16 protein-coding genes are annotated in these 16,366 nt (G+C 60.3%); 3 read left to right on the top strand and 13 right to left on the bottom strand.

Annotated elements, in window-relative coordinates:
- Window positions 1-795 precede the first annotated feature (795 nt).
- From JFN90_RS13475 to trxB, 7 genes are all read right to left on the bottom strand, one after another.
- Window positions 796-1,002 carry a hypothetical protein gene (locus JFN90_RS13475; protein ID WP_199395644.1) on the bottom strand — a complete coding sequence of 69 codons (207 nt, stop codon included), beginning with the start codon at window positions 1,000-1,002 and terminating at the stop codon, window positions 796-798.
- 17 nt (window positions 1,003-1,019) lie between these two features.
- Complete coding sequence (locus JFN90_RS13480; protein WP_199395645.1) at window positions 1,020-1,235, bottom strand: hypothetical protein; 216 nt, start codon at window positions 1,233-1,235, stop codon at window positions 1,020-1,022.
- 119 nt (window positions 1,236-1,354) lie between these two features.
- Window positions 1,355-1,573, bottom strand: coding sequence for a hypothetical protein (locus tag JFN90_RS13485; protein WP_199395646.1), 219 nt, complete (start codon window positions 1,571-1,573; stop codon window positions 1,355-1,357).
- Window positions 1,566-1,811 (bottom strand): hypothetical protein, encoded by a 246-nt coding sequence (locus JFN90_RS13490; RefSeq protein WP_199395647.1) that lies wholly within the window; start codon window positions 1,809-1,811, stop codon window positions 1,566-1,568. Before JFN90_RS13490 ends, JFN90_RS13485 begins: the two co-directional genes overlap by 8 nt.
- A gap of 169 nt (window positions 1,812-1,980) precedes the next feature.
- Entirely contained in the window at window positions 1,981-2,823 is an 843-nt protein-coding gene (locus tag JFN90_RS13495; RefSeq protein ID WP_199395648.1) for a replication initiation factor domain-containing protein, read from the bottom strand.
- A gap of 380 nt (window positions 2,824-3,203) precedes the next feature.
- Window positions 3,204-3,908: a magnesium chelatase domain-containing protein gene (locus JFN90_RS13500; protein ID WP_199395649.1), complete on the bottom strand. Its 705-nt coding sequence runs from the start codon at window positions 3,906-3,908 to the stop codon at window positions 3,204-3,206.
- A 163-nt stretch (window positions 3,909-4,071) separates the two neighbouring features.
- A complete protein-coding gene (gene trxB, locus JFN90_RS13505; RefSeq protein WP_199395650.1) occupies window positions 4,072-5,022 on the bottom strand; it encodes a thioredoxin-disulfide reductase in 951 nt (316 codons plus the stop codon).
- A 146-nt stretch (window positions 5,023-5,168) separates the two neighbouring features.
- On the opposite strand from trxB, the gene JFN90_RS13510 reads away from it, so the two are divergent.
- The 3 genes from JFN90_RS13510 to ilvA are packed head-to-tail and all read left to right on the top strand — an operon-like array spanning window position 5,169 to window position 8,188.
- A complete protein-coding gene (locus JFN90_RS13510; protein ID WP_199395651.1) occupies window positions 5,169-5,906 on the top strand; it encodes a hypothetical protein in 738 nt (245 codons plus the stop codon).
- A 40-nt stretch (window positions 5,907-5,946) separates the two neighbouring features.
- Complete coding sequence (locus JFN90_RS13515) at window positions 5,947-6,960, top strand: cation diffusion facilitator family transporter (protein WP_199395652.1); 1,014 nt, start codon at window positions 5,947-5,949, stop codon at window positions 6,958-6,960.
- 19 nt (window positions 6,961-6,979) lie between these two features.
- On the top strand, window positions 6,980-8,188 hold the full coding sequence (gene ilvA / locus JFN90_RS13520) for a threonine ammonia-lyase (RefSeq protein ID WP_199395653.1): 1,209 nt from the start codon (window positions 6,980-6,982) through the stop codon (window positions 8,186-8,188).
- A 160-nt stretch (window positions 8,189-8,348) separates the two neighbouring features.
- Here ilvA and recQ read toward each other — a convergent pair whose 3' ends face one another.
- The 6 genes from recQ to dnaG all read right to left on the bottom strand — a co-directional run bounded on the left by recQ (window position 8,349) and on the right by dnaG (window position 16,364).
- Window positions 8,349-10,151, bottom strand: coding sequence for a DNA helicase RecQ (gene recQ, locus JFN90_RS13525; protein WP_199395654.1), 1,803 nt, complete (start codon window positions 10,149-10,151; stop codon window positions 8,349-8,351).
- Window positions 10,152-10,312: 161 nt separating this feature from the next.
- Window positions 10,313-10,984: a TIGR04282 family arsenosugar biosynthesis glycosyltransferase gene (locus JFN90_RS13530; RefSeq protein WP_199395655.1), complete on the bottom strand. Its 672-nt coding sequence runs from the start codon at window positions 10,982-10,984 to the stop codon at window positions 10,313-10,315.
- Window positions 10,985-11,109: 125 nt separating this feature from the next.
- Window positions 11,110-11,907 (bottom strand): GTP cyclohydrolase FolE2, encoded by a 798-nt coding sequence (gene folE2 / locus JFN90_RS13535; RefSeq protein ID WP_199395656.1) that lies wholly within the window; start codon window positions 11,905-11,907, stop codon window positions 11,110-11,112.
- Window positions 11,908-11,916: 9 nt separating this feature from the next.
- Complete coding sequence (gene queC / locus JFN90_RS13540) at window positions 11,917-12,594, bottom strand: 7-cyano-7-deazaguanine synthase QueC (protein ID WP_199395657.1); 678 nt, start codon at window positions 12,592-12,594, stop codon at window positions 11,917-11,919.
- A 205-nt stretch (window positions 12,595-12,799) separates the two neighbouring features.
- Window positions 12,800-14,554, bottom strand: a complete 1,755-nt coding sequence (gene rpoD / locus JFN90_RS13545; RefSeq protein ID WP_199395658.1) for an RNA polymerase sigma factor RpoD — start codon at window positions 14,552-14,554, stop codon at window positions 12,800-12,802.
- Window positions 14,555-14,606: 52 nt separating this feature from the next.
- Complete coding sequence (dnaG, locus tag JFN90_RS13550) at window positions 14,607-16,364, bottom strand: DNA primase (protein WP_199395659.1); 1,758 nt, start codon at window positions 16,362-16,364, stop codon at window positions 14,607-14,609.
- Between the last annotated feature and the right edge of the window lie 2 nt (window positions 16,365-16,366).

The following is a 16,366-nucleotide window of genomic DNA, read 5'->3' on the forward strand; positions in this document are numbered from 1 at the left end:
AGACAAGACATTTCAACTTCGGTGGATTACCCACCCCAGCAGAGACAAGACATTTCAACTTCGGTGGATTACCCACCCCAGCAGAGACAAGACATTTCAACTTCGGTGGATTACCCACCGCTAGACCTCCCACGGTACGTTGTCAGCGTCGTCGGCTGCGGGATCGTGGATCATGTCGAGTTGGGCGCGGTACGGGGCTAGTTCGTCGTGGTCTTGCTGCGGGTCTCGGTCTGCGAGGCCGTCGTGCAAAGGCCTGTAAATGTCGAGGGTAGACGGCGGGAGCTTCCGGCGCTTTGTCGGCCTGGGCTTCTTGTAGCTGTTCTCGCTGGGGTACCACACCCCGCACCGGCACTGCTTGCCGGGGGCGATGCTACGGGAACCGCAGAAAAGGCACGCTTGCCTGTCGCCTGCGTAGGGGATCTCAAGTTTGTTTCGTCTGGGGAGATGGAGAATATGTTCGAGGGGCATGATTACTTATTTACCTATTTACCCCACACCACGGTATGGGTCTGACTGAGAAATGCCTTTTTAGGCCTAATTTTGGAAGCCTCAGCTAGGAGGCTGCAGTGATTGAGAGCGGGGTTAGATGCTGGATCATGAGCCAGGAGCGAACCACACGTTCAGCTACCGTTGATGAGATAGCCGGGACGGTGACTTGCCGGGTGACAGTGCGGCCTCTGGATTGGATCGAGTAGAAAACCGGGAAGAGCTGCAATGGATCTCCTTGAACGACAAGAGCCGCCCTTTTCGGGGGCGGCTCCTGTGTGTTTGGTCTGGGGTGTCGGTGGTGCGGGGTTAAGCGACGCCGATGCACTGCACGGAGAGGTCTTCTACCTGGCCCGGGTCAATGCCTACGAGAGCCGGGTGTCGGGTGTATTTGGTATTGTGACTGCGGATGGCACCTGCGACTGCACGGCAGGCTGCGGCGGGGTCGGTACCGGGAACGGCTACAGTGCCAGAGGTGACGGTGCCGTCGATCATCTCGACTCGAAAGGCCAGCATCAACTGCGGGGTGCTCATTATGCTACCTCCTGGGGAACTGGCAGGAGAAGCAACCTGAAGGTGCGCCCCTGAACGCACTTGGAATCCAGGATGGTGAACCGCTCACCGTTGAGGGCGGTTACAGTGTTGCCGATGTAAAAGCCTTCCATATCGCTGTCGGTGTAGATCTCGATGGGGTTCAGCGACAGAGAGGTGAAGGTGCAACCGGATTGGTTTCTATAGGTCTGAATCATTTTTGTCCTTTTAGTTTTGATTGGGCGGCTGGCCGTAACTCCAGCCGCCCCGGTATAGGAGAGCCGGTTAGTACCTGAACCGGCGGCAGGTTGCCGGGTTGCTGAAGCCCGGAAAGTGGTTAGTGTTGGTTCGCCAGTACGCGGAGGGCCTTAACGATCTCGGTCATGGTGACCGTTGCAATCAGCGCGTCTGCTTCGTCCTCGGCGTGTTGGCGGGTCTTGTCCAGGATCAACGCCTTTAACTCGAAGTCGTCCAGGTGAGCGACTGTTTCGGGATCTTCTTTGCGGATCTCTGCGGCGGTGCGGTCGATGTAGGCTTTCAAGTTCGCACTAAGCAAGATCTGCCTCCAAGATCTCCAGGAGACACTTTGCGATGTCTCGAAGTTGGGCGAGGGTTGTGTAGTCGTGCTTGGTCTTCATGGTGTCCAGGTGGCTGAGGAGGATCGCCGGGGTCTTGCGGTAGACGGCCTCGATGGTGGCTTTCACGGTGTTGACTTGATCTTGATGGAGATCCTTGTCGGCTTCGTTGCGGTCAAAGATGTCCTGGATCTGGTTGTAGAGTGCTTCGGTAGTCATTGGTAAAGCTCCTATGTTGATGTGGTTGGTACTAAGTAGATGGCGGTGCAGGGCCTGCGGCCCTAAGAACGCACCTCCATTGCCTCGGCTAAAGCCTCGGCTCCCCACTCTTACTGGGTGGGGTAAGTAGTTAAATTTTCAGCGTGAGTGGTCAGACACTACTATATGGTTATAGAGAAGCGCGTCGGAGTAGTTCATTCCACCAGGGCTGCAGTTTTCTCCGGCTGGATCTCCGACCGGGAACCACAAAAGCAAAGTGCTTTCCGAATAGGTCAACTACGGCCTCCCCCATCGTGGTAATCGTGCCGCCGAAAGCAGCGATGCTGGATAGCTTTGAAAGCAGCGATGCACCTTGCCGCTGGGCCGCTGCTCCGCGCAACTTTAGTTCGTACCGGATATACGGATACTTCAACTGGTTGTCAGGTTCGTAAACCCGCTGATTAGGGCATAGGCTCTTCTGGTAGAAGAGCACTTTGCAGTAGCAGCGGCCCCGTCTCCCGTAGTAGATCGACGTTCCCCCGTACAGCTCCGGTTCAGTCGGCTTCCCCCGGTAGTCCTTCAGAAACGTGGACCGGATGAAATCCTTGTAGCGGTGCGGTAGGGACTGTTCATAGACCTGGGCTATCGGCGTGATGCCTGCGGCATCGTCAATTACGAGATCGATCTCCGACACGTGGGCGTCGAGTTCCGCAGCACCGTCAATCAGCTTCTGCAGGTCAAGAGGCCGAAGAGCGTTGAGTGCTGAATCGCTGAATGCTAGGCCGTGGACCTGGAGTAGATTACGACGCCCGAAGGTCGAGGTTGACTCTGAATGGAAGGCGGCGAGGACATCGCCGTTAGTGGTTGTGAGTAGCCGGGTTGAACGGTACCACTTCTGCTTTTTCTTCTTCCTCGCCGGTCTGAAGTCGTTGGCAGTGATGCCGGTGAAGAGTGTCTGGATTATCGTCTCCAAGCTGTGTGCTTCGGAGAATGTGAGATGAAGGTGGTCGATGCCTGTTGTAACTCGCTGCAAGATGCCCTCTATAGCATTAGTAAATTTTTACCATCTACAGAGTTATATACGTCTGAGTCGCCGTTTTTTCCGCGAGATCGGAAATTTTGTTCATAGTGGCTCTATATGCTGAAGTTGCCATAGGCACATCCGGCGAGAGTTTCGACAACTCCAGGTAAAGGAAGGAGTGTGGGGTAGTTCCCCGTTTTGGCTGGGGTCGCTGCAGCGTGGTGACGTGTACTAGATATGGGAGGAGGATGACGGCGAGGAGAGGGCTAGGGTAACACCCGACGCATTATAAACATTCATATATTTATATTTAATACTGAGGGGGTTGGTGGGGTCTGTATCGGGTGAGGTTGTTTCACGGCGACGGCCTAAAACACCTTGGAATTAGGGTCTTAAGATTGAGAAGGCGGCGGGGCGTTTAATTGGTCTTGTAAAAACAACCTCAGTAGATTGTGCGAGCCGGCGGCAGCGACTTCGAGAGCGCGCTTCGCGTGCTCCTGCCCCTTCACCTCGGAAAAGTCGTCGCCGGCCTCGCACCCCTGGCTGAAAAGGGCCTCGACGTCGGCGCGGTACGGGTCGATGGCGAGGTTGCCGTTCAGGAACTCCACCACTTGGGAGAGCTCGGTGACGCCGATTACCTGAACCCCCTCGACGACGCCCCCTTCGCAAACGTTCTCCGCCGGAATGATGATGCCGGCGAGCCCCGCTTCCTTGGCGGCGACGGCAACCGAAAGGCAGCCGCGCACGGGCTTGACGCCACCATCCAGGGACAGTTCGCCCAAGAGGATATAGCGCTGCAGCAAATCTTCCTTGATTACGCCGGTGGCGGCGAGGATGCCGATGGAGATGGGAAGGTCGAAGGAAGCCCCCTCCTTCTTGACGTCGGCGGGGGCGAGGTTAACGGTGATCTTGCGGTTGGGGAAATCGTAGCCGGAGTTCTTCAACGCGGCCTTGACCCGGTCCTTACTTTCCTTGACCGCGCCGTCGGGGAGGCCGACCGTGGCCAGTTGAGGGAGTCCTTGGGTGATGTCGACTTCCACGTCGACCAGGATGGCATCGATGCCCAAAAGCGCGCTGGCGAGAACCTTGGCAAGCATGAGAACCCCCAACTAACGGTGAAGGGTGAGTTCCTGCGGTGGCTGCGGTGGTGCTCTGCGTCTGGTTAAGCGGCCCTCTTGCCTTCGCTCGCCCCAAAGGGGGTAAAAGGGGACAGGCACCTGACGGAGCCAGTCCCCTTACGGGGAAGGAGAAGGTGGTTAATCAGGCTTTCAGCATCTCGAGGTAACGGTCGGCGTCGAGGGCGGCCATGCAGCCGGTGCCGGCGGAGGTGATGGCCTGCTTGTAGTTTCTGTCCTGCACGTCGCCGGCGGCGAAGACACCCGGGGTGCTGGTGGCGGTGGTGTTCCCCTCGTAGCCGCAGTTGGTGCGGATGTACCCCTCGTCCATCTCAAGCTGGCTGTCGAAGATGTAGGTGTTGGGCTGATGCCCGATGGCGATGAAGCAGCCGTGCACGTCGATGTGCTTGTCTGAGCCGCTCTTGTGGCGCAGCCTGATGCCGGTCACACCGGATTCGTCCCCGAGCACCTCTTCCAGTTGGTGGTTCCACTCGATGGTGACGTTGCCGTTCTTGGTCTTCTCGATGAGCCGGTCGGCCAGGATCTTCTCGGCGCGGAACTTGTCCCTTCTGTGCACGACTGTCACGTGGCTCGCGATGTTGGAGAGGTAGAGCGCCTCTTCGACCGCCGTGCTGCCTCCGCCGATGACGGCCACCGGCTTGTTGCGGTAGAAAAAGCCGTCGCAGGTGGCGCAGGCGGAAACGCCCTTCCCTTTAAAGGCATGCTCGGAGGGAAGCCCCAGGTACTTGGCCGAGGCGCCGGTGGCGATGATGAGGGCGTCGCAGCTGTAGCTGCCGCTGTCGCCTTCCAGTACGAAGGGAGGCTTCATCACCTGCGCCTTGTTGATATGGTCGAAGATGAACTGGGTGCCGAAATGCTCGGCATGCTGGCGCATGCGCTCCATGAGATCGGGCCCCATCACCCCGGCCGGGTCGCCCGGCCAGTTATCCACCTCGGTCGTCGTCATCAACTGCCCCCCCTGCTGCAGCCCGGTGATTAGGACAGGGTTCAGGTTGGCGCGCGCCGCGTAGATCGCGGCAGTGTACCCCGCAGGACCTGAGCCTAATATGATGAGACGATGGTGAATCGGTTCCATTTGTACAGACCTCCGACATAATTTTGCCGGAAAGATAACAGTATATAGTTAAAATTGCAAGGCGCCATGCCGCTAACACATTGACCCAAATAGGGAGCTCTGCTAAGATTCAATCCGTTGTGCCATATAATGAAAAGGAGGGAAACATGAAAAAGCTCGCGGTTTTACTCGCCTTCACCTGCGCACTTTGCGGTGCGTCCCAGGCGCTGGCCAAAGACATCAGCTTCACGAGCCCTCTGACCCAGAAGAACTTCAGGGAGCTCACCAGGGAGGCGGGTGCCGCCATCTCTTACAAGAACGTGGCCCCGGCCGAACCGCTGGGGATCCCCGGATTCGACGTCGGCGTCGAGCTTTCGGCGATCGACATCAGCAACAGCAGCTACTGGAACGCCGCGTACGGCAACGACGCCCCCTCGTACCTGGTGATCCCGAAACTGCGTGCCAGGAAAGGCCTCCCCATGGGGATCGACGTCGGCGCCATGTACTCCTACGTGCCCGACTCCAACATCAAGCTCTGGGGCATCGAGGTGAGCAAGGCGATCCTCGAGGGGACCGCGGCGACGCCGGCACTGGGAGTCCGCGCCACCTACAGCCGACTTTCCGGGGTCAACGACCTCGACTTGCAAACCGCCGGCATCGACGCCTCCATCAGCAAGGGCTTCCTGATCCTGACCCCTTATGCCGGCGTGGGCGGAGTGTGGGTGAACAGCGAGGCCAAAGGGCACCTGAAGGCGCTTGCACCGACCCTCGACTCCGAGAGCGTCTTCCAAACCCGCGTTTTCGGCGGCATCAAGTTCTCGCCCCTCCCCCTTGTCGGCGTCACCGCCGAGGTGGAATACCAGGAGCGCTTGATCTATTCCCTGAAAGCCGGGCTCAGCTTCTAACCAAGAGGGAGGGGCCCGCCCCTCCCATCGGGACACGCCTATGCATGCTCATGCCGACAGCCACCTGGACCAGAGCATAACCGGACGCTTCAAGTATGCCATCCTGTTGACCTCGCTGACCCTGGTCGCGGAATTGGCCGGCGGCATCTGGACCAACTCGTTGGCCCTCTTGTCCGACGCGGCGCACGTATTCCTCGACCTGTTTGCCCTGCTTCTTTCCCTGGGCGCCATCAAGCTCGCCTCCTACCCCGTCAGCGACACCCGGACCTTCGGCTGGCACCGCACCGAGGTCTTCGCCTCCTTCATCAACGGCAGCACCGTCTTCATCATCGCCGGCATCATCTGCTATGAGGCCTTCGAGAGAATGATGGCCCCACAGGCCGTGAAGAGCCTGGAGATGCTGATCATCGCCGCCGTGGGCCTGGCCATGAACCTCCTTTCCGCCGGCGCGCTGCACTCGCACTCGCACGACGACCTCAACGTGCACAGCGCCTTCCTGCACGTGATCGGCGACGCGGCCGCCTCGGTAGGCGTCATCGTGGGCGGCATCATCATGTACTTCACCAACTGGTACCTGCTCGACGCCATCATCTCGGTCGGCATCGGCTTCATCATCTTCTGGGGGTCGTGGCGGGTAATGCGCGAGTCTGTGCACATACTCCTGGAGGGGGTGCCGCGCGGCATCGACATCAACCAGGTCGCGTTCTCCATGCAGGAGGTCGAGGGGGTGGCAGAGGTGCACCACCTGAACATCTGGACCATCTGCTCCCACATCATCGCCCTGTCGGCACACGTGGTGGTCCCCGACTGCTCCGCCAACGATCAGGCCGAGATCCTGCGCAAGATCGAGGAGAAGCTGTTCCAGCATTTCCACATCTCGCACACCACGCTGCAGGTGGAGAACACCCGCTGCACCGAGACGGCAGGCGCCAAGCAGTTCCGGCACCGTCCCCGCGCCGCCTCCCTGGCGCATGCCCACGCGCACCCGCACCATCACCCGCACGGCACGTGCCAGGGGCACCATCACTGCCACGACCACGACCACACACATTAACCTGCGAATGGAACCATAGATGCTCGATTACAACCTGATCCTCGACGCGGCCCAACGACTCAAGAAAAGGGTGCGTCGCACGGAGCTGATCCAAGCCCATCACTTCAGCGAACGACTCGGCCTCCCCCTCTATTTCAAGTGCGAGAACCTGCAGCGCACCGGCGCCTTCAAGATCCGCGGCGCGCTGAACTTCATGACCGCCCAGTCCCGCGACGCCCTGGCCGGCGGCGTGATTACCGCCTCGGCAGGTAACCATGCCCAAGGTGTTGCGTTTTCCGCCGACCTCCTCGGCGTGAAGGCGGTGGTCTACATGCCGGAAAGCACCCCGCCGCAAAAGGTGTTCGCGACCCGCGACCTGGGGGCGGAGGTGGTGCTGGAGGGGAAGAATTTCGACGAGGCCTGCGCCGCCGCCCTGAGGCAGGCCGAGCGAACCGGGGCCCTTTTCGTGCACCCCTTCAACGACCCGTTGGTGATGGCTGGCCAGGGGACTATCGGGCTTGAGCTGTTGGAGGACATTCCCGATCTGGCCAACGTGCTGGTGCCGATCGGCGGCGGGGGGCTGATTGCCGGGATCGCGCGGGCCATCAAAGAGACCCATCCGCACGTGCGTATCATCGGCGTCGAGTCGGCCGCGGCTCCCTCCATGCGGCAGGCGCTGAAAGCGGGCGAGGTCATCACCGTCCCCATTCGCGCCAGCCTTGCCGACGGCATCGCGGTGAAGACCGCCGGGAGCAACACCTTCCCGGTGGTGCGGGATTACGTGGACGAGATCGTGCTGGTGGACGAGGAAGAGATCGCGCTCGCCATCGTTTCGCTGATGGAGCGCAACAAGTTGATGGTGGAGGGCGCCGGGGCGGTCGGCCTGGCGGCGTTGTTGAACGGCAGGGTGAAAAAGATTACTGGCAAGACCGTGGCGGTATTATCGGGCGGGAACATCGACGTAAAGACCATCGCGGTGGTTGTGGAGCGAGGTCTGCTGGCGGCGGGGCGTTACCTGAAGCTGAAGGTGGAGTTGGATGACGTGCCGGGTGCGCTGGCGCGGCTCGCGGCCGAGATTGCCGAGGCTCGGGCCAACATTTCCATCATCACCCATGACCGGCGTTCCGAGTCTTTGCCGATAGGAAAGACCGAGGTGTTGGTCGAGTTGGAGACCCGTGGCGCCGAGCATATCCAGGAAGTGATCCGCCACCTCGGCAAGTGCGGGTACCAGATCGAGGTCATTAAGTAAAAAACCTAAAACCATTGGCCACGGAGAAAATCTGAGGACATCTGAGAAAATCAAAACCTTTAAAAAGGTTTCTCCGCTTTTACTCAGATGTCCTCAGATTTTTTCCCAGTGAATGGTTTTAGGTTTGTTTCTCTCCGATTTTCTCAGATTTTCTCCGTGGCTAATGGTTTTCAGTTTTCGCCTCGTGCTCTTTAATGACCCGCAGGAACGCATCACCATAGCGCGCCAGCTTGTGCTGCCCGACGCCCGTGATCTTCAGTAGCTCCCACTTGTCCTTGGGCATCTGCGCCGCCATCTCGGCCAGCGTCGCATCCGGGAAGACGACATACGGCGGCACCTGCTGCTCGTCCGCGATCTGCTTGCGCAGCTCCCGCAACTCCCCAAACAGCTCGCCGTCGTAACTCGGCTTCTTCGCCGCAGCCTTCTTCTCGACCACCCTGGTATCCCTCGGTTTCGCCAACTCCAGCGCCATCTCCCCCCGCAACAGCGGCCGCGCCTTTTCCGTCAGCTTCAGCACCGAATAATTGGCCATATCCTGCTCCAGGTACCCCAGGTGGATCAACTGGCGCAAGAGGTTGCCCCAAGCCTCCTGGGAGTGGTGCTTGCCAAGGCCAAAGGTGGAGAGCTGGTCGTGCTTCAGCTCATGGATCCTCTGGTTCTGCGAACCGCGCAACACGTCGATGACGTGCCCCATCCCGAAGCGCTGCCCGACCCGGTAGACGCAGGAGAGCGCCTTCCTGGCATCGTCGGTGGCGTCGAAGCGCTCGGGAGGACTCTCACAGATATCACAGTTCCCGCACCCGGCCGCGAGGCTGTCCCCGAAGTACCCCAAAAGCACCTGGCGCCGACAGGTCTGCGCCTCGGCGAACCCCACCATGCAGTTGAGCTTGTGCAGCTCGATCCGGTTCTGCTCTTCGTTGCCGCCGTTGCCGATCAGCCCCCGTGCCACCGCGATGTCGCCGTAGCCAAAGAGCAGCAACGCATCGGCGGGAAGCCCGTCTCGGCCGGAACGCCCCGTCTCCTGGTAATAACTCTCGATGCTCTTGGGCATGTCGTAGTGCACTACGAAGCGAACATTGGACTTGTCGATCCCCATACCGAAGGCGACCGTTGCGACCACGACCTTCACGTCGTCGCGCAGAAACGCTTCCTGGACTTGGTGGCGCTCCTTGTCCGGCAGCCCCGCGTGGTAGGCGGCCGCCTTCACTCCCGCCTCGCATAGCTTCCTGGCCACTTCCTCCACCCTTTTGCGGGATAGGGCATAGACGATGCCCGCCTCGTCCTTACGAGTGGATAGAAAGGCCATCAGCTGGTTGAACGGTTTGTTCTTCTCCATGACGCTGTAGCGGATGTTGGGACGGTCGAAACCGGTGCAGAAGCAGGTGGCATCCTGGAGCCCGAGCCGGGAGAGGATGTCGCCGCGGGTCTGGGCGTCGGCCGTGGCGGTGAGAGCGATCATCGGGATCTGCGGGAAGATCTCGCGCAATTGGCCCAACTGTGCGTACTCGGGACGGAAGTCGTGTCCCCATTGCGAAACGCAGTGGGCTTCGTCGACGGCGAACAGGGAGATTGGGAGGGTCTTGATGCGGTCGATGAAGCCGTCGGAGAGGAGCCGCTCCGGCGCCACGTACAGGAGTTTCAGCTCACCCGCGTGTAACTCCGCCAACACCCGGCGTGCCTCGGCCTCCCCCAGCGAGGAGTTGTAGCAGGCCGCGGCGACACCATTCTCACGCAGGGCGTCGACCTGGTCCTTCATCAGCGAGATCAGCGGCGAGACGATGAGTGCGGTGCCCGGTAAGCAGAGGGCGGGGACCTGGTAGCAAAGGGACTTGCCGCCGCCAGTCGGCATCAGCACGAAGGCGTCCTTCCCGGAGATCACCGTCTCCACGATCTCCTGCTGGCGCGGCCGGAAGGAGTTGAAGCCGAACACCTCGTTTAGGATCTGGATATGGGAAAGCGACATGTAAAACCCTTTGAGTGGAAGGTTGATTGGTGGCCTTCGCCTTTGCTAGCTCCCAGCCCCTAGTCCCGCTCTTAAAGCGGTACCGTTGAGAAAACGAAAAGCGTGGCCTGAGCCACGCCATAGATCAAAACAGGTCTGGAAACCTTGTCAACTGAACAGCGTCAAACCGCATCGGCGGCAAGCGGAGCGACAAGATCCAGCGCCGCGATAAAAGCCCGGGTGCGCGGCGCTCTGTTGGCCGGCTCCAGGAGGCTCGGGCGCTGCAGATCATCCCAGCTGTCGACATCGTACCAGCAAGGGAGCATGGCGGCGGTCAGGCACGATGCTTCCGACCGCCTGAGGCTCGTTTCCAGCACCTTGTCGCTGGACCAGGGGATGTCCTGAAAAAGGGTGCCGTAGCCGCCCCTCACCCCGACCAGGTAGTAACCGCCGTCCTCAGCCGGACCGAACACCGCCTTGCTCCCCTGTTCCAGCTTTTGGAAAGCCTCCTCGATGAAAGCCAAGGGGAGGTCGGGGGAATCGGTTCCTATCACCACGCGGGCGCCATAGCCGTGCGTGGAGAGCTCATCAAAGGCGTGCTCCAGTCGCTCGCCGAGCCCTCCGGCACTCTGGTGCACCAGAAGCGCATCGGGCGCTGCGTCCCTGAAGAAGTCCGCGCTCCCCTCGTAGAAGATCACCATGTCCGCCCTGAGCTCCGCCGCGCGCCCGATGATGTCGAGCAGCATGCAGCGGTAAAGCTCGGCCGCCTGGTCCGGCGACAGGGGAGGTGAAAGGCGGGTCTTCACCCGTCCCGGCAGCGGCGTCTTGGCGAAGATGGCGAGCGCACGTTTCATTAGAGAGAGAAACCTTAAGGGAGTTAAATGAAGGGGTAAAAGCTAGAGTTGTCCACAATTTTGGTACTTTTCAACAAAGTTATCCACAGGCGGTGCCAGTCAAGCTGTTGACGTGGTGGAAATGGCTACCCTTTTTTTCGCTCTATTGCGGCGTAGGCGGAGTGCTTGTGGATCGACTCGAAGTTCTCCGCTTCTACGGAAAACCACGTGATATTTTGCATAGATAGCAGACGCACCGTCGCCTCGCGCACCATATCCTCGACAAAGCGCGGATTCTCGTAGGCACGCTCGGTCACGAACTTCTCGTCCTCGCGCTTGAGGAGCGAATAAACGGGCGACGAACCGCACTCTTCGATGATGTCGATCAAGTCCTCGATCCAGATGAATTCGCTGTAGCGGATCTGGACGGTCATGATGGAGCGCTGGTTATGGGCGCCGTAGCTGGAGAGTTCCTTGCTGCAGGGGCAAAGCGATGTCACCGGCACCTTGATCCCCAGCACGAAGTCGAATTGGTCGGAAAGCGAGGCGCTGAAGGTGCAGGTGTACTCCATGAGGCTCTTCGCCTTGGAGACCGGCGCCTTTTTCTCCACGAAGTAAGGGAATTCCATCTCGAGGTGTGCGTTGGAGGCGCCCAGTTTCTCCTTCATGGTGGAGAGAATCACCTCAAGCTTGTCGAGGGCAATGTTCTCCCGGTACTTGTTCAGGATCTCCACGAAACGGCTCATGTGGGTCCCCTTGAAGTGGTGCGGGAGGTCGACGTACATGTTGATGCGCGCGATGGTGTTTTGGAACTTCTTGTTCTTGTCCATCACCACGATCGGGTAGGAGACGTCCTTCACCCCGACCTTGCCGATGGGGATGTTGCGCGTGTCGCGGGTGAGCTGCACGTCGGTGAGTGCCTTGTCTTCTTTCTTCTGCTCCATAGTTTTGCTCTACCTCTTGATGTAGCGGACCGGGTCGGTGACGCCCAACTCGCCGAAACCCTTCAGGCGCAGACGGCAGGAGTCGCACAGTCCGCAGGCGGCGCCGTCCTCGGTCGGATCATAGCAGGAATGGGTCTTGCCGTAGTCCACCCCCAGGGTCAGGCCGGTCTTGATGATCTCGGCCTTGGTGAGGCTGATGAGCGGCGTGTGGATGGTCATTTTCTTCCCTTCCACCCCAGCCTTGGTGGCGAGGTTGGCCATCGTCTCGTAGGCCGCGATATATTCCGGTCGGCAGTCGGGATAGCCCGAGTAGTCGAGGGCGTTCACGCCGATGAAGATGTCGAATGCTCCCAGCGTCTCGGCCCAGCCCAGGGCGAAGGAGAGGAAGATGGTGTTCCTGGCCGGCACATAGGTGACCGGGATCTCCTCACCCACCCCTTCCTTGGGGACCGCGATGTCGGAGGTGAGCGCGCTGCCCCCCATCATCCTCAGGTCGAATTCGACCAGCATGTGGTCCACCGCCCCCATCGGGCGCGCGTTCTGCTTGGCGAGGGCCACTTCGTGCTGGTGGCGCTGACCGTAGCTGAAGCTCATGGCGTACGGCTCGAAGCCCTGGTGCTTGGCGATCGCCATGCAGGTCGTGGAATCGAGCCCGCCGCTGTATAGGATTACCGCTTTCTTCTTCATCGCTTACCTCTATTGGGAATCATCAGGGCAGAGGCCCCTCACCCGGCCTGCGGCCGCCCTCTCCCGGAGGGCGAGGGCTTTGGGGAGCTCAAAGGAACTTTACTCTGTGTCCGCTCCGGCTTTTCCTCTGTGCCCTCTGTGTTCCGGGTTTCGTTTTCGGCAAAAGAAAAAGGCCGCGCCGGCGATTCCGGTGCGGCCTTGGTGACTACTCTACGAAGCTTTTCAGCTTCTTCGCCCGGCTCGGGTGCCGCAGCTTCCTGAGCGCCTTGGCCTCGATCTGCCGGATCCTCTCGCGGGTTACCTCGAAGTCCTGACCGACCTCTTCCAGGGTGTGGTCGCTCTTCTCGCCGATGCCGAAACGCATCCTGAGCACCTTCTCTTCACGGGGGGTGAGGGTGGAGAGCACGCGGGAGGTCTGCTCGGAGAGGTTCGCCTTGATGACCGCCTCCAGGGGGGATACAACGCCCTTGTCCTCGATGAAGTCGCCAAGATGGGAATCTTCCTCCTCGCCGATCGGGGTCTCCAGGGAGATGGGCTCCTTGGCGATCTTGAGGACCTTGCGGACCTTGTCCAGCGGCAGCGCCATGCGCTCCGCGATCTCCTCCGGGGAGGGCTCGCGGCCGATCTCCTGCACCAGCTGGCGGCTGGTACGGATCAGCTTGTTGATGGTCTCGATCATGTGCACCGGGATACGGATGGTGCGGGCCTGGTCCGCGATGGCGCGGGTAATGGCCTGACGGATCCACCAGGTGGCGTAGGTGGAGAACTTGTAGCCGCGCTGGTACTCGAACTTGTCCACCGCCTTCATCAGGCCGATGTTCCCTTCCTGGATCAGGTCGAGGAACTGCAGGCCGCGGTTGGTGTACTTCTTGGCGATGGAGACCACCAGGCGGAGGTTCGCCTCGACCAGCTCGCTCTTGGCCAGCTTGGCCTTGTGCTCCCCTTCCTCGATGGCGAGGAGCGCGTTGGCAAGCTCGCTCGCCTTGAAGCCGGACTCCTGCTCGATCTTCTTCAGCTTCGCCTCGCTGGAACGGTAGCGCTTCTCGAGCTTCTGCCCTTCCTCGAGGGACATATTCATCTTCTTGGAGAAGTCGGCGTCGGATGCGTTCTTGAGCCCCTCATATGCGGCCAGGAACACGTCCTTGACGGTGCTGGTCTCCTTCTCCAGTTCCGTGATCTCCTGCATCACGGTGTCCACCTTGCAGGAGAGTTCCTTCAGACGCTGGGCGATCTTCTCGATATGGCGGTCTTTGAGGCGCAGCGACTTCAGGGTCTCCGCCATCTTGACCTTCAGCTCGCCATGCTCCACGTTGAGCGCCTCGCCTTCCTTGGCGGAGACCTTGCCTTCCAGCGTGTTCTGGATCTGCTCCATGCGCTGAGACATCTCGTGGATCTCGTCGATGATGCCGAGAACGCGCAGGGCCTGCAGGTCCTCCTCGCCTTCCTCCAGCACCTCTTCCTCGACGTCCTTGGAGATCTCGATGGCGCCGATCTGCTGCTTGCGCAGACGCTCGCCCAGGGCGACGACCTCACGCACGGTAATCGGGGTGTTCAGGATGACGCTGGCCACGTCGCGCTCGCCGACTTCGATCCTCTTGGCGATCTCGACCTCGCCCTCGCGGGTCAAAAGGGACACCGAACCCATCTCACGCAGGTACATGCGCACGGGATCGCTGGTGCGGCCGAGGGTGCCGGGCTCGAACTCGACTTCTTCACCCTCGCCACCTTCGTGCTCTTCCTCTTCCTCGAGGTCCATCTTGATCTTCGGGATCTTCACCTTTTGGGCAGAGTCCACGATCTCGATGTCCATATCGCCAAACATGCTCATCACATCGTCAATCTGGTCGGAAGAGACAATGTCAGGGGGGAGGAGGTCGTTCACCTCTTCATAGGTGAGGAAACCTTTCTCCTTGCCCAGGTCGATGAGCTGCTTCACTTCGTCCATGCTTTTCTTGGCCATTTACCACGCTCCGCTACAGCTTGAATCCAGCACCTCTACCGCTTGAATCCTACTATAGTAATTTCGATTTTTTATTACGCAACCGCTCAAGTTCAGACAGGATCTCCAGGTATCTCGGAGAATCCGGATCGACCGTGGCCAATTCCCTTGCCAGGGCCTTGCCGTCCCCCTTGAGCGCTCGCCGTTCCAGGGCTTGGCAGCACTGCTCGAAAGCCTTGACGGGATCAAGGTCCTCCAGGTGCGCGTCCTCCACGAACAGCGAATAGAGACGGCTTCTTTCCTCGTGCGACTCGATCTGTTCCAACACCAGGGGGAGATCGAGATCCCCCGTTTCCGAATCGGCCACGATGGCCTGTGCCAGCTTCAGGTGGCTGGCGCTGAAGAGCTTATCGGCACCGTGATCCCGAACCCTTAGCACGACGTCCGGATACTTGACCATCAGGGTCAGCAGCACCTCTTCCGTCCCCTTCTGCTGCGGCGCCCCCTTGGGCTGCGGGCGCGGCGCCTGGGGCCGGGCCGGGATGCCCACTTTCTGGAGCAGCATGGCGCGGTCGATGCCGAGTGCTCGGCAGATCTCCTTCTCGTAGAGGCCGCGTTCCACCGGATCGCCAATCTTCAGCAGCCGGGGCGAGACCTCGTTCACGACGGCGACCTTCCCTTCCACGCTCTTCACGTCCATGCGCTTGAGGAGTCCCTTGTAGAAGGACTCGAAGATGGGGAGCGCCTTGTCCAAAAGCGGCTGGAAGGCGTCGCCGCCTTCGCGGTTGATGAAGGTGTCCGGGTCGTCCTCCGCCGGAACTTCGACCACCCGCGCCGGGAACCCCTCTTCCAGGAACAGTTCCATGGAGCGGACCGTCGCCTTGCGCCCCGCCTCATCGCCGTCAAAGAGCATGAAGGCCCGGTCGGCGTAGCGGCGCAGCAGCTTCACGTGCGGCGGCGTGAGCGCCGTGCCGCAGGTGGCCACCACGTTGGTGAAGCCGGCCCGGTACAGTGCCAGGTGATCGAAATATCCCTCGACCACGATGGCACTCCCCTTCTCCCGCATCCCCTTCTTGGCCAGGTCGACCCCGAAGAGGACCTCGCTTTTGCGGTACACGATGGACTCCGGGGAGTTTATGTACTTGGGGAGCGAGTCGTCCATGACCCGCCCGCCGAAACCTATGGCGCGGCCGTGCAGGTCCGCGATGGTGAAGAGGAGACGGTTTCGGAAGGTGTCGTAGTAGCCGTCCTTCCCTTCCCTTTTCCGTAAAAGGCCGAGCTTCTCGGCCGCATCCAGCGGGATCCCCTTGCGCCGAAAAAAGGTGGTCAGGTTGTCCCATCCCGCCGGTGCGAAGCCCATGCGGTAGGTGGCGGCGGTGGCTTTATCAACCCCGCGCTTCTCCAGGTACGCCCTGCCCGCGGCACCCGCCTCGTCCGTTTCCAGCACCCGGCGGTAAAACTCGCAAGCAGCCTCGTTGATCTGGTAGGCCTGCTCTTGCTCGTCCACCTTGCGCTTCTCTTCGCGGGTCAGCGGACGTTCGGGGATTTCCACCCCCACTTTCTTGGCCAGAAACTTGACCGCCTGCGGGAAGGAAAGCCCTTCCATGCGCATGACGAAATCAACCGAATTGCCTCCCACGCCGCAACCAAAGCAATGGAAGATGCCGCGCGCCGGGTTCACGTTGAACGACGCGGTCTTCTCGCCATGAAAGGGGCAGACCCCCTGGTAGTTGGCCCCGGACTTCTTGAGGCTCATGTAGTCGGAGACAACCTGGAGGATCGGGGCCCTCTCGCGTACTTCCCTGATCTTCTCGTCCGGTATCGTCGACACTG

The sequence above is a fragment of the Geomonas propionica genome (assembly GCF_016458235.1).
In the GTDB taxonomy this organism is placed as follows: Bacteria; Desulfobacterota; Desulfuromonadia; order Geobacterales; family Geobacteraceae; genus Geomonas; species Geomonas propionica.